11 protein-coding genes are annotated in these 11,586 nt (G+C 43.9%); 2 read left to right on the top strand and 9 right to left on the bottom strand.

Annotated features, from left to right (window positions below; all coding sequences use genetic code 11):
* Positions 1-685, bottom strand: a 685-nt coding sequence (locus tag Q4B79_RS02510) for a radical SAM protein (protein ID WP_303084848.1), incomplete at its 3' end; no start/stop codon positions are given.
* Between the two features lie 74 nt (positions 686-759).
* Here Q4B79_RS02510 and Q4B79_RS02505 point away from each other — a divergent pair.
* Complete coding sequence (locus tag Q4B79_RS02505; protein WP_303084847.1) at positions 760-1,239, top strand: hypothetical protein; 480 nt, start codon at positions 760-762, stop codon at positions 1,237-1,239.
* A gap of 51 nt (positions 1,240-1,290) precedes the next feature.
* Here the strand turns inward: Q4B79_RS02505 and Q4B79_RS02500 are convergent, their stop codons facing one another.
* The 7 genes from Q4B79_RS02500 to lipA form a co-directional block, all read right to left on the bottom strand.
* On the bottom strand, positions 1,291-1,662 hold the full coding sequence (locus Q4B79_RS02500) for a hypothetical protein (protein WP_303084846.1): 372 nt from the start codon (positions 1,660-1,662) through the stop codon (positions 1,291-1,293).
* A complete protein-coding gene (locus Q4B79_RS02495; protein ID WP_303084845.1) occupies positions 1,659-1,940 on the bottom strand; it encodes a hypothetical protein in 282 nt (93 codons plus the stop codon). Before Q4B79_RS02495 ends, Q4B79_RS02500 begins: the two co-directional genes overlap by 4 nt.
* 107 nt (positions 1,941-2,047) lie before the next feature.
* Positions 2,048-2,866, bottom strand: a complete 819-nt coding sequence (gene dapD / locus Q4B79_RS02490) for a 2,3,4,5-tetrahydropyridine-2,6-dicarboxylate N-succinyltransferase (protein WP_303084844.1) — start codon at positions 2,864-2,866, stop codon at positions 2,048-2,050.
* A 74-nt stretch (positions 2,867-2,940) separates the two neighbouring features.
* Positions 2,941-4,635, bottom strand: a complete 1,695-nt coding sequence (locus Q4B79_RS02485) for a DUF4105 domain-containing protein (protein ID WP_303084843.1) — start codon at positions 4,633-4,635, stop codon at positions 2,941-2,943.
* Between the two features lie 78 nt (positions 4,636-4,713).
* Positions 4,714-5,649: an alpha/beta fold hydrolase gene (locus Q4B79_RS02480; protein ID WP_303084842.1), complete on the bottom strand. Its 936-nt coding sequence runs from the start codon at positions 5,647-5,649 to the stop codon at positions 4,714-4,716.
* Complete coding sequence (locus tag Q4B79_RS02475) at positions 5,646-5,954, bottom strand: hypothetical protein (RefSeq protein WP_303084841.1); 309 nt, start codon at positions 5,952-5,954, stop codon at positions 5,646-5,648. Before Q4B79_RS02475 ends, Q4B79_RS02480 begins: the two co-directional genes overlap by 4 nt.
* Positions 5,955-6,035: 81 nt before the next feature.
* The gene (gene lipA, locus Q4B79_RS02470; RefSeq protein WP_303084840.1) at positions 6,036-7,103 is read right to left on the bottom strand and encodes a lipoyl synthase; all 1,068 of its coding nucleotides are present in this window, start codon (positions 7,101-7,103) and stop codon (positions 6,036-6,038) included.
* Positions 7,104-7,409: 306 nt separating this feature from the next.
* On the opposite strand from lipA, the gene Q4B79_RS02465 reads away from it, so the two are divergent.
* Complete coding sequence (locus Q4B79_RS02465) at positions 7,410-10,034, top strand: bifunctional aconitate hydratase 2/2-methylisocitrate dehydratase (RefSeq protein ID WP_303084851.1); 2,625 nt, start codon at positions 7,410-7,412, stop codon at positions 10,032-10,034.
* 185 nt (positions 10,035-10,219) lie between these two features.
* On the opposite strand, the gene glmU is transcribed toward Q4B79_RS02465, so the two are convergent.
* Positions 10,220-11,581 (bottom strand): bifunctional UDP-N-acetylglucosamine diphosphorylase/glucosamine-1-phosphate N-acetyltransferase GlmU, encoded by a 1,362-nt coding sequence (gene glmU / locus Q4B79_RS02460; RefSeq protein WP_303084839.1) that lies wholly within the window; start codon positions 11,579-11,581, stop codon positions 10,220-10,222.
* Positions 11,582-11,586: the final 5 nt, after the last annotated feature.

The following is an 11,586-nucleotide window of genomic DNA, read 5'->3' as shown; positions in this document are numbered from 1 at the left end:
GTACTGGTAAGCCGTCTGATAAAATCCATTCGGCAAGCTCTACGGCAATGTTTGGCACATCGGACTTTCGTTCATCAATTTCAAACATTGGCGAAAACCAAACCACACCGCATTTTTTATGCAAGTCATATTGCCATAATTTTTCTACCGCCCAGTCATAATCGGCACGGTCGGCGATGACGATTTTTAATTGGTCATTGGGGGTTAAATAACCCAAATTTTCCCACAGATTTTTGCCATCTTCGCCTGAGCTTGGCGTTTTTAAATCCATCACTTTGGAGACTTCGCTTGGCACTTCTTTGACCGACAACGCCCCTGCGGTTTCTAGGGAGATTTCATAACCGTTTTCTAATAACAATTTCATCAAGGCAAGGCTATTTGGCTGAGCAAGCGGTTCACCGCCTGTAACACACACTCGCTTGCAGGGAAACTTTGCAATGTGGGTCAAAATCTCATCAAGCCCCCACCGCTCCCCACCTGTAAAGGAGTAAGTCGTATCGCAATAAGTGCAACGCAAGGGACAGCCCGTCAGACGAATAAAAATGGTCGGTAAGCCAGAAGTCAAGGCTTCGCCCTGCAAGGAATAAAAAATTTCGGTGAGTTTCAGTCCTGCGGACGGGTCAGTGGTGGGGATTTGGGTGTTTCTTAGATTGTTTTTTGGGCTGTTTTTTGGCGTAGCGGACATAAGATTGTGATTATTTTGGAAAAATTTATCATTGTAACAGATTTTATAGAGATTGGGTATAGATTATTTTGGGTGTGAAACAGCACCTCTATGGTGGGGGGGGGCCGCAAAAAAATATCAAAACACTCACATTAAAAACAGGAGCAAATAAAATGCTTTATACCCATAAAGATATGGAAAAAATTGACAATTTTTCCAATCCACACACGCTAAATAATGATGAGAGACAATTGGTTTTGGCATATTTGCAAGGTATGGTAAATTTATGGTGTGCAGTATGTGGTGATAAACCATTTTCAGCAAGAGATTTTATTGGGGGTGAACTTTATTATTGGAATGGCACGCCTTTAATGCTCGCTTGGCACGGTCGCTATAATCGCTACAAAAAAGAGCACCCAAACGAAACGCATGAAAATTTGACAGAATGGACACATCAGCAATCCGCGATTGATATTGGGCATTTATTAAAACGGGTATTGATAGAAAATGAACGCCATTTCATACAATTAAAAGGATTTGGTAACGCTTATCAATGGTTAAAAGATAAAGAATGAATTTAATACTTCTCATAATCAATTTATGGGAAGTTTTTTTATGATTTTAAATTAAGAGTGTGTCATTTTAAATTCATCAGGCAAATAAAATGGCGGGTGCGTGTCAATATCCACCGGCACAATCAAATCATCATAATAACAATAATGCAAAATATATTCCGAAGTGAATTCGCCATTGGTTTGCTCAATATAAAACGGCACACCCAAATGATAATGCCAAAGACAATATTTTTGAGCAAATTTAGCCCGCTCTCTACCCTTTTTGGTGGTGTCAGTTAAGTCAGCTGATGATTTATTGCGACCTTTTAAGCCCTTTACGCCATATTTTTCTACATGTATAGCAAATCTTGCGACTTGCAGACGCAATTTATCATCAAAAGTAGCAAAATTGGCGGACAACCAATCGCCAAATACCACTCTCATACAATCCCCTTGCTTGCCAAATGTTTGGGGATGTTTTCGTCCAGCCAAGCAAGTAATTCTGTTTCATTTTTACCTTGTGGTAACATCAGCCCATTTTTCAACGCCTCTTCTTTGCTTTCACAACCCTTTAACGCCTGCTTCATTCGCTCTATGTCAAAAAGCGGTTCTTGAATAATCAAATTGTCATTTTCTTTGATAAAATGAATTTCGCCTTCAATAGGCAAAGTTTTTACCCACGCCTGCACCACAGGAGGTAAGGTGGCAAATTCAATAATCATTGGTTTTTCCTTGGTTAAATTTAGACCATTGTAACAGATTTGCTTAAATTTTCATAATAAAAAAGACGAACCCAAAGTCCGTCTTTTATTTGGCTTTTTAAAAAAAATCAATCCGCTCTTAACAGCTCATTAATCGAAGTTTTGGCACGGGTTTGTGCATCTACTTTTTTAACAATCACAGCACAGTATAAGCTATATTTGCCACAAGGACTTGGCAATGAGCCTGACACTACCACAGACCCTGCTGGTACACGACCGTAGTGGATTTCGCCTGTTTCACGGTCGTAGATTTTGGTGGATTGACCGATATACACGCCCATTGAGATGACTGAACCTTCTTCAACGATAACGCCTTCCACGATTTCAGAACGAGCACCGATGAAGCAGTTATCTTCGATGATGGTTGGGTTGGCTTGTAGTGGCTCTAATACACCACCAATGCCTACACCGCCTGACAAATGCACATTTTTACCGATTTGGGCACAGCTACCAACAGTCGCCCAAGTATCCACCATTGTGCCTTCATCCACATATGCACCGATATTGACATAGCTTGGCATCAAAATCACATTTTTGCCAACAAATGAGCCTTTGCGAGCGACCGCAGGGGGAACGACACGCACACCTGCGTTTTTAAAGTCTTCTTCTGACCAATCGGTAAATTTGGTATCCACTTTGTCAAAAAAGCGTAAATCGCATGACTCGATTGGCTTGTTGTCATTGATTTTAAAGGATAAAAGCACGGCTTTTTTGATCCATTGATGAACCACCCACTCGCCATCAATCTTTTCGGCAACTCGTAGCTCGCCTTTATCAAGCCCTGCAAGCACTTTATTGACGGCTTCACGCACATCGGCAGGGCAGTCAGATGCTCCAAAATTGGCACGGTTGTCAAAGGCGGTTTCAATGATGTTTTGTAGAGACATTGTGTGTTTCCTGTTTGATAGAATTTGTTTATTATCGCTAATTTTGGGGCATTTGGCAAATAAAATTTATTAAGCTAGTCAAAATACCGCACAATGCCAATGTTCACGCCCTTTTTGTCAAAATCATCAATCCGCTCATAATCCGCCAGTAGTCGTACGCCCAATGTTTTACTCACGTCATATTGACCGCCTAGTGAGATTTTGGGGGTAAGATATGCTTTGTCATGATACCAGATTGGAAGACTTAACTCTGTATGCAGGCGAGTTTTATCGTTTAAATGATACGCACACCCCGCTTGCACACCCACACCAAGCCGATAACCTCTTGCTACCTGTCCTGCCTGTGCTGTGCCTGTACCAAGCGTATAACACAGTCCATCACGACCCATTTGCCATGAGCCACCGTACGCCCCACCCATACTCAGTACCAAATTATCATTACTGATTCTGTCAGATACTCTATCTAGCTTGACATGACCGCCATAGCTTGCCTTTGACAGGGGGGCGTTTTTGGGGTTGAATGCCAAAAAGTCAATGAGTGTCGCTCTTTGTAGCTTTAATTTATCATCATAAGCAAGATTTATCTCGGCGATGTTGGTGTGGATAAATTGTCTTTTGCCGATATTTCTATCAAGCAAATCCTGATATGCTCCACGAAAACCAAGCATATAAGCGGTGTCAGAAAAGTCGCTATTTTGGACATCAACATGAAGCCGATGAACAGGACTAGATAAGAGGGGGTTGTTTTTTGGCTTATTAATGTGGGGTAGATTGCCGTCCGTCATGAGTTGTTTGTAGCTTTGCTCATCGACGTCTATGCCCTCAGCAAGCATGGTGCGTCTAGATGGTTGCAGATTTTGGGATTTTAGCAGATGATTTCGCTGTAATACTCTCCCCACCTCATTTGGTGAGATAATTTTACCAGCGTCTTTGACTAAATCATGTCTGTCATTTGCCACATCGATGAGTCTTAGAATTTCGCTGGCACAGTTATTATCCAAAAAATTATAATAGCGGTGCAAGCCCCTAACTTCCCACAAATGTCGAATGATTTGGTCAAGCTCATCTTGGGGTAAATCGATGGTAAATTCCCACAAATCACGCTCATCAGTCATCAAATAACTTGCTTGTTTTTCGGTGAATTTATCCACCGTCATCGCCGCAGGATTTTTGCCCTGCACAGTGCGTATCATGCTATCATCTGCCGTCTCATCGGTGGCAAAATTGATGTAATAGGCGTCATCGCTATTATGAGTGGCAAGACTTTTGGTATTGTCAATTTTAATGAGTGTATGAGCAAAAAACGACCCCACACGGTTAATATGCTCTTCGGCATAAATGAGGGATAATTGCTTAACATCAATCTGAGACTTAAAGGCGTTAAATTCTTCACAGTCGTCTAAATGAATGTCGCTACTTAGATGGGGCAGCTGACTGATTAGCCAATGAGTGCGAGCAGGAAATTGGCAAGCAAAAACATCTTTTGTGGCAGGATTGCTCAGTGTTTCGATGTTTGCTATAAGTTCGGCATGAGGGTCGTCAAACTTGCCGCTGACAAAAAATTTGGCGTTAGTGGCATGGCTTGGCAGGGAGGATTTTTGGTTTTTATACAAAAGCAATCTATGCCAAGTGGTAGATTGACTAAGCTGATGTAGCTTGCCCTCCGAAGTCTGCATAGAAAGATGTGATACGCCATCATGAGCCAGCACGGCAGGAATTTGACTGCCAAAAACAACCATGAGTGCCAAACAAAGATTAAATTTTTTCATCACTTATTCAATTTACAAACCAAAACACGTCATTTTGATTATACCAAAAAATGCGGTTATTGGTAAATTATTGATGATTTAAATATGCTTTTGTAGCCATCGCAAAATATCACGATAAACTCCGTCTTTGCCCGCCTCATGAAGCGGTTCGTGTCGCATGTTAGGATAAAGCAAGGCGGTGCAGTTTTTTTCATTTGTCATCAATTCATCTTGTAAATCAACAATGTCTTGCCCCATATTACCCACAGGGTCATCTTTGCCACTAACCAGTAATATCCCAAAATCACTTGACAAATGAGCATGCCAAGCTGGGGTAGTGGCTTTTTTGATGAATAAGCCAAGAGTATAAAAACCATTATTTGTAAAGGCAAAACCGCACAAAGGGTCAGTCTCAAATTCTTTGAGGTTATCGGTGTTTTCAGACAGCCACGCAAAGGGCGATGAGCTAATCGGCGAGTGAATTTGAGTAAGGAGCATGTGGTTAAAAAATGTAGCAAAACGAGTGTTGCGATATTGGGGATTTAGGTGGTTTAGGGTGGCAAAGCCAGCACTGGCAAGATGTCCTGTTACGCCAAAAGAATTGCCTGTCCCCATCAAAATCACCCCATTAAAACTTGTAGCATGATGAATTAAAACCGTCCGCGCGATGAACGACCCCATCGAATGTCCCATGATAAAATGAGGGGTGGGGTGGTCGGTCAGACTGCGAACTTTTTCTTTGAGTTTGTCTGCCATGATGATGACATCTTTGCAAAGTGTCTGCACGGGGTGTTTTTCATCAAAAAATCCAAGCTCGCCATTATCCTTGGCGGTCTGTCCGTGTCCAAGCAGGTCAAAAGTCGCCACAAGTACGCCGTTATCCGCCAAAAATTGGGCAAATTTGGCGTATCGTCCACTATGTTCACTCATACCGTGTACGATGAGGAGGGTGGCACGGATTTTATTTTTTGGGATAAAAAAGGTGTGGTGTAGGCGATGAACGCCGTTGGAGGAGAGAATGGTTTTTTGGGTCATAAGTTTTTCTTATTTAAGAAATTTGTTACTTCTTCATCTGTTAGAACTTCATAAGGTGCATTAAAATGAGCATAAAGAAATTCTCTGTTGTCTGCTGGTGTAATGGTTTTTAGAGAAAGTTTGAACTTTGTGCCAACAGGATACATTTCTCGCATTTTTTTAGAACATTCAACTTTAAGGTTGGTGTCTATGCCTTGACCTGCAATGGGGCGAACTCTCACTTTTGAACGCCCTGTATCGCCTAATGCCCTAGATGCAGCGTATGTTTCCACAATAACTTCTTTGTATTCGCTAGAACTGCCCATTATGAATTCCTTACTTTGTCAGAATTAAACTTTACAATGGGCAAAATTAATTTACCCATTATAAAAATCACCATTTAAAAATCAAAAACACCCAGCCTTCTCGCCTTTTTCCGCTTTCGCCAATTTCTCTTCTGCCAAAGCCTTAGCCGAACGCACGGGCGGTGGGCAGTCTTCGCCATAGTATTGGCGGTCGGCAAAGTAGCTTGAACGCACCATTGGGTTTGCCCAGATGTTAAAAAAGCCCAATTTTTTGCCGTATTCGGTATAGCGGGCGAACTCATCGGGGTGGACATAACGCTCCACAGGGGCGTGGTTTTTGCTTGGGGCAAGGTATTGCCCAATCGTGATAATGTCCACATCGTGAGCTTTTAGGTCATCAAGTAGGGCATACACTTCTTCTTCGGTTTCGCCAAGCCCAACCATAAATCCGCATTTGGTGGCAATGTCAGGACGGCGTGCTTTGTATTCTTTTAACAGTTTTAAAGAATGCTCATAGTCTGAACCGGGGCGAAATGCCTTATATAGGCGTGGCACAGTTTCAATGTTGTGGTTAAAGACATCAGGGGCGGTTTCAGTTAAGACATCAAGGGCGATTTGCTCACGCCCACGAAAATCAGGCACTAAGATTTCAAGCAGGCAGTTTGGGGAGAGTTTACGGCTTTCGGTAATCACTTCGGCGAAATGCCCTGCACCGCCATCTTTTAAATCATCTCTGTCCACGCTGGTAATGACCGCATATTTTAAGCCAAGCCCCAAAATGGTCTCGGCGGTGTGGCGTGGTTCGTCCACATCAAGGGGGTTGGGGCGTCCGTGTGCTACTTCACAAAACGGACAACGGCGTGTACAAATGTCGCCCATAATCATAAAAGTCGCTGTGCCATCGCCAAAGCATTGCGGTAGGTTGGGGCAGGCAGCTTCTTCGCAGACGGTGTAGAGTTTTTGCTGTCTTAGGGTGGATTTAATACGTTCCACTTCGGCAGGGCTGGATAGTTTGACCCGAATCCAATCGGGCTTTTTTGGGGTTTCTACCGTTGGGATAACCTTGATTGGAATGCGAGCGACTTTGTCATAGCCACGCAGTTTCTCGCCTTGAATGGCTTTTTTGGGGGCGGGGCGGGCGTTGGGGGTAAAAGTTTGGACTGCGGTCATGGTGTGCCTTTTTTGTATTTTTGAATGAGAGTAAATTTGGGGTTATTTTACCTGATTTCAAGACAAAAAGCGATTGGCGATTTTGTGTTGGTTATTGAGAATAGGTGTTGTTTCATCATTTTATTAAAAAATATTGGCTATAAATGCGATTTCTTTTGAATTTGTGTTTTTTATCGGTTATTATACAGGGGTAAATTTGGGCGAAACCGCCTTTAAAATCAACGTCTAGGCACTTGATAATCATTTATTTTTAATAATTACTATCAAGCACTTATGACCACACACGGAGATAAAGTTATGTCAGACATGCTCGTTGAATATAGAAAACACGTTGCGGAGCGTGAGGCTCTGGGCGTGCCCCCACAACCTTTGAGCGATGCTCAAACTGCCGATTTGGTTGCACTTCTTAAAAACCCACCAGCAGGCGAGGAAGCCTACTTGGTGGATTTGCTAGAAAACCGTGTACCAGCAGGGGTTGACCAAGCTGCCTATGTTAAGGCTGCCTTTTTAAATGCCATTGCCAAAGGTGAGGCAACTTCACCACTTGTGAGCCGTGAGCGTGCGGTGTATCTACTAGGTACCATGCTAGGTGGCTATAACGTAGCTCCACTCATCGAGCTACTTGATAATGCTGAGCTTGGCGGATTGGCTGCCGAAGCACTTAAAAAGACTCTGCTTGTGTTTGATGCTTTCCACGATGTTGAGGAAAAAGCCAAAGCAGGTAATGCCAATGCCAAAGCGGTGCTAGAATCATGGGCAGAGGCGGAGTGGTTCACCAGCCGTCCTGATGTACCAAGCGAGCTAAAAATCACCGTCTTTAAGGTAACAGGCGAGACCAACACTGACGACCTGTCTCCTGCCCAAGATGCTTGGAGTCGTCCTGACATTCCACTACACGCCAACGCCATGCTTAAAAACACCCGTGATGGCATTAACCCAGAAAAACACGGCGAAGTCGGTCCTATCAGCCAAATCAAGGAATTGATTGCTAAGGGCAATCAAGTTGCCTATGTGGGTGACGTAGTGGGTACAGGTTCTAGCCGTAAGTCTGCGACCAACTCTGTGCTATGGTTCTTTGGTGATGAAATCCCACACATTCCCAACAAGAAAGACGGTGGCGTGTGCTTGGGCGGTAAAATCGCTCCGATTTTCTTTAACACCATGGAAGATGCTGGTGCGTTACCTGTTGAGATTGACGTAACCAACATGAACATGGGCGATGAAGTCACCCTAAAAATCGACCATGCTACTGCGACTGTTACTGCCTTTAAAAATGGCGAACAAATTGCCGAAAGTCAGCTTAAAACCCCCGTACTACTAGACGAAGTCCGTGCAGGTGGTCGTATCAACCTTATCATCGGTCGTAGCTTGACTGGTAAGGCACGTGAGGCATTAGGTCTTGCTCCATCTACCTTGTTCCGTATGCCTGAGCAACCTGCCGATACAGGTAAAGGCTTTACGTTGGCACAAAAAATGGTTGGTCGTGCGTGCGGTCTGCCAGAAGGTCAAGGCATTCGCCCAGGTACCTACTGCGAGCCTAAGATGACGACCGTTGGCTCACAAGACACCACAGGTCCGATGACTCGTGATGAGTTAAAAGACCTAGCGTGCTTGGGCTTCTCATCAGACCTAGTCATGCAGTCGTTCTGTCATACCGCCGCTTATCCTAAGCCAATTGACGTACACACCCACCACACGCTACCTGACTTCATCATGAATCGTGGCGGTGTTTCGCTTCGCCCAGGCGATGGTGTGATTCACTCGTGGCTAAACCGTATGCTTCTGCCCGATACCGTGGGTACTGGTGGCGACTCGCACACTCGTTTCCCAATTGGTATCTCGTTCCCAGCAGGTTCTGGCTTGGTGGCGTTCGCGGCTGCTACGGGTGTGATGCCTCTTGACATGCCTGAATCTGTACTTGTCAAATTTAAAGGTAAAATGCAACCGGGGATTACCCTTCGTGACCTAGTTCACGCCATTCCTTATTATGCCATCAAAGCAGGCGATTTGACCGTAGAGAAAAAGGGCAAGAAAAACATTTTCTCAGGTCGTATCCTAGAGATTGACCTAACTGAAATGGAAAATGACCTGACCGTTGAACAAGCGTTCGAGTTGTCTGACGCATCTGCCGAACGCAGTGCTGCTGGCTGTGCGATTACCGTATCAGAAGAAAAAGTTGCCGAATACCTACGCTCTAACATCGTCATGCTTAAATGGATGATTAGCGAGGGTTATGGCGATGCTCGCACTTTGGCACGCCGTGCTGAGAGTATGCAAAAATGGCTAGACAACCCTTCGCTATTAAAAGCGGACGCTGACGCAGAGTATGCCCGTGTTTATGAGATTGATTTGTCAGAAATCAAAGAGCCAATCCTATGCTGCCCAAATGACCCAGATGACGCTAAGTTGCTATCAGAAGTTGCGGGCGATAAGATTGATGAAGTGTTCATTGGTTCGTGCATGACTAACATCGGTCACTTCCGTGCCGCAGGTAAACTGCTTAAAGAAGTACCAGCAGGTAGCCTATCTACTCGCCTGTGGATTGCTCCACCAACCAAGATGGACGCTCGTCAGTTGATGGACGAAGGTTATTATAATACCTATGCCCAAGCAGGTGCTCGTACCGAAATGCCGGGTTGCTCGCTGTGCATGGGTAACCAAGCTCGTATCGCTCCTGGTTCGACCGCAGTTTCAACCTCAACTCGTAACTTCCCGAACCGCCTAGGTCAAGATACCAATGTGTACCTAGCGTCAGCAGAGCTGGCTTCTGTAGCCTCTGTACTTGGTAAACTACCAACCGTAGAGGAATATCTGTCTTATGCTGGTAAACTCCAATCTATGGAAGCTGAAGTTTACAACTACCTAAACTTCGATAAGATGAGTGAATATACCGAAAAATCTGACAAGATTAGTGTAGCTCAGTTGGTTTAATTGCTAAACAAAAAACAGGCCCTCAATAAATTGGGGGTCTGTTTTTTGTGCTGTGATTTGCGTATCAAAAGAGTTTTAAAAATGATACAAATTTACCAGATGTCGTGAGGTAAACTTAAATTTGCCTCAAAATTCGTATCAGAGTTTTAGTGTTGTAGGTGTTTGCATTAACCATTTGACTTTAATCAGTCCTTTTTTGGTTTTTCAGGTCTTATCCATCCATCAATGGTGGTTTGTTTACCACGAGCCACCACAAGTTTATTTTCAGGGCAATCTTTGGTAATGACCGACCCTGCCCCAATCGTGGCTTTATTGCCTACCATCACAGGGGCAACCAGCACCGCATTGGAGCCAATCCGCACTTCATCGCCAATCACGGTTTTATATTTATTCACGCCGTCATAATTGGCGGTAATTGTGCCTGCTCCGACATTGGTTTTTTGACCCACAGTTGCATCGCCCAAATACGCCAAATGATTGGCTTTTGCTCCGCTTGCCATTTGGGTATTTTTAAGCTCCACAAAGTTACCGATATGCACCTCATCAGCCGTAACCGCATTGGGGCGAAGGCGTGCAAAAGGACCAATCTGATTATTTTCGCCCACCACCGCATTTTCAAAAAGACTATAAGGGGCAATCACCGTACCACTGGCAATCTTGGTATTTTTAATCACACAGCCCGCCCCAATTTGGACATTATCGCCAATTTCACAGCTACCTTCAAAAATGACATTAATGTCAATTTGCACATCTTTGCCAACTTTTAATTCGCCACGCAAATCAAAACGAGTAGGATCAATAATGTGTACGCCTTGTTTCATTAATTCTTGGGCTTGATGACGTTGCCAAGTGCGTTCTAAATTGGCAAGTTGTACACGGTCATTGACACCTTCAATTTCAAATTGATATTCTGGCGAAACGGTATCAATCACAATGCCATCATCAACCGCCATTTTGACAATGTCGGTCAAATAATATTCGCCCTGAGCATTATTATTATCCAAATTTTTTAGATATTTGTGCAAAATTTCATTGGCAACACAATACACACCGCTATTAATTTCGGTAATTTGTTTTTGTTCATCTGTGGCGTCTTTTTGTTCAACGATTGCCACCACTTTGCCATTTTCACGGATAATTCGCCCCAAACCAAATGGATTTGCCAAATTCATGGTCAGCATAGCAAAAGGACTGTCGCTGTCCGCCAATTTTTGTAGAGTTTCGGCTTGGATAAGTGGCACATCGCCTGATAAAATCAGGCTTTTACCCCCCGTTGGCAACACAGGCAAGGTCATCATCACCGCATGCCCCGTGCCAAGCTGTTCGGCTTGTTCTACCCAGTCAATCGCTTCATTGGCAAAGGCGTCTTTGACCTGTTGCCCTTCAAAGCCATAGATGATGATGTTTTTTTGACTACCCAATTTTTTGGCGGTGGTTAATACATGAGCCAATAACGGCTTACCTGCCAAAGGTTGCAATACTTTGGGCTTGGCGGACTTCATACGAGTGCCTTTGCCTGCGGACATGATGATAACGGTAAGAGACATGGGTT

Source organism: Moraxella sp. (assembly GCF_030525845.1).
GTDB lineage: Bacteria > Pseudomonadota > Gammaproteobacteria > Pseudomonadales > Moraxellaceae > Moraxella.
This window is presented reverse-complemented; position numbering and strand designations above follow the sequence as displayed.

What these genes read in the sequence shown, in the direction of transcription:
- glmU (WP_303084839.1), bottom strand. Translation starts at nt 11,581, where the DNA reads ATGTCTCTTACCGTTATCATCATGTCCGCAGGCAAAGGCACTCGTATG.
- dapD (WP_303084844.1), bottom strand. Translation starts at nt 2,866, where the DNA reads ATGTCTCTACAAAACATCATTGAAACCGCCTTTGACAACCGTGCCAAT.
- Q4B79_RS02500 (WP_303084846.1), bottom strand. Translation starts at nt 1,662, where the DNA reads ATGAGAGTGGTATTTGGCGATTGGTTGTCCGCCAATTTTGCTACTTTT.
- lipA (WP_303084840.1), bottom strand. Translation starts at nt 7,103, where the DNA reads ATGACCGCAGTCCAAACTTTTACCCCCAACGCCCGCCCCGCCCCCAAA.
- Q4B79_RS02465 (WP_303084851.1), top strand. Translation starts at nt 7,410, where the DNA reads ATGCTCGTTGAATATAGAAAACACGTTGCGGAGCGTGAGGCTCTGGGC.
- Q4B79_RS02485 (WP_303084843.1), bottom strand. Translation starts at nt 4,635, where the DNA reads ATGAAAAAATTTAATCTTTGTTTGGCACTCATGGTTGTTTTTGGCAGT.
- Q4B79_RS02475 (WP_303084841.1), bottom strand. Translation starts at nt 5,954, where the DNA reads ATGGGCAGTTCTAGCGAATACAAAGAAGTTATTGTGGAAACATACGCT.
- Q4B79_RS02495 (WP_303084845.1), bottom strand. Translation starts at nt 1,940, where the DNA reads ATGATTATTGAATTTGCCACCTTACCTCCTGTGGTGCAGGCGTGGGTA.
- Q4B79_RS02480 (WP_303084842.1), bottom strand. Translation starts at nt 5,649, where the DNA reads ATGACCCAAAAAACCATTCTCTCCTCCAACGGCGTTCATCGCCTACAC.